This is a genomic window from Streptomyces sp. NPDC001156 (assembly GCF_053598275.1).
In genome coordinates, this window is the sequence record NZ_JBSFJX010000582.1 from 1 (window position 1) to 1,021 (window position 1,021).

1 protein-coding gene is annotated in these 1,021 nt (G+C 68.5%); it reads right to left on the reverse strand.

Annotated elements, in window-relative coordinates:
- Window positions 1–160: 160 nt before the first annotated feature.
- A partial coding sequence (locus ACWDA7_RS53245; protein ID WP_450615486.1) for a SpoIIE family protein phosphatase occupies window positions 161–1,021 on the reverse strand: 861 nt, incomplete at its 5' end.

Here is a 1,021-nt window from a genome sequence, read left to right on the forward strand (position 1 = left end):
TCTAAGCAGTCGGGTGCTGCGGACATCATGGCTGGCCGGATGCGGCGGGGGTTCTGCGGGGCGCGACGACCGCGGGCTTGAGAACGGGCCGAGCTAGGACGCCTGGCGCGTGCCCTACTTTGCCGCATTTGACCTGTGTCACGCGCTGGTCGATTTGGGTTCAGAGAGTCTGCTCGGCCCAGACGGTCTTGCCGCCGGGGAAGTAGCGGACGCCCCAGTTCTGTGCGAGTTGGGCGATGATGAACAAGCCGCGGCCGCCTTCGTCGACCGTCCTGGCGTGGCGCATCCGCGGGGCGACGGGATTGCCGTCGTGGACCTCGCAGGTGAGGGTGCGGTCCTTGATGAGCTGCAGCCGTAGGGGCGGGGTGCCGTAGCGGACGGCGTTGGTGACCAGTTCGCTGACGATCATTTCGGTCGTGTAGGCGGTTTCCTCATCCACTGCCCAATGAGCGAGTTGGTGTTGGGCGTGGGTCCGCGCCGTGGCGACGGCTTTGGGGTGTTGGTCGATGTCCCACGCGGCGACCCGGTCGGCGGGGAATGCGTGGGTGCGGGCGAGGAGGAGGATGACGTCGCCGTGGCGGATGTCGTCGTCCCGCAGTTGGTAGAGCACGTCATCGCATAGCTCCTGCAGTGGCCGGTCAGGGTGAGCCAGCACCCGTTGGAGGGTGTCCGGGGACGGGGAGGCGTGCAGGAGGGCTGCGGTATAGAAGGCCAGGACGCTGCCGTCGGTGACAGGGATCGTGGTGGCGGCGAAGGGGGGTCCCTCGGCACCGCCCAAAGTGGGTCCGGTGGGCAGCTCAGGGATCTCGGTCCTCCCGTCGGGATGGGCAATGACGGGTGGGGGGTGGCCGGCCAGGGCGACGGTGCAGGTCTGGGCGAGCGGGTCGTAGACCGCGTACACGCAGCTTGCCGTGAGTGGCTGCCGGTGCAGGGGGTCGCCGGGCGGCAGAGCCGCGCGTTCCTGAGCCAGGCTGATGGCGGTGTCGTTGAGGCGTGCGAGGAGTTCGTCGGGTTCCAAGTC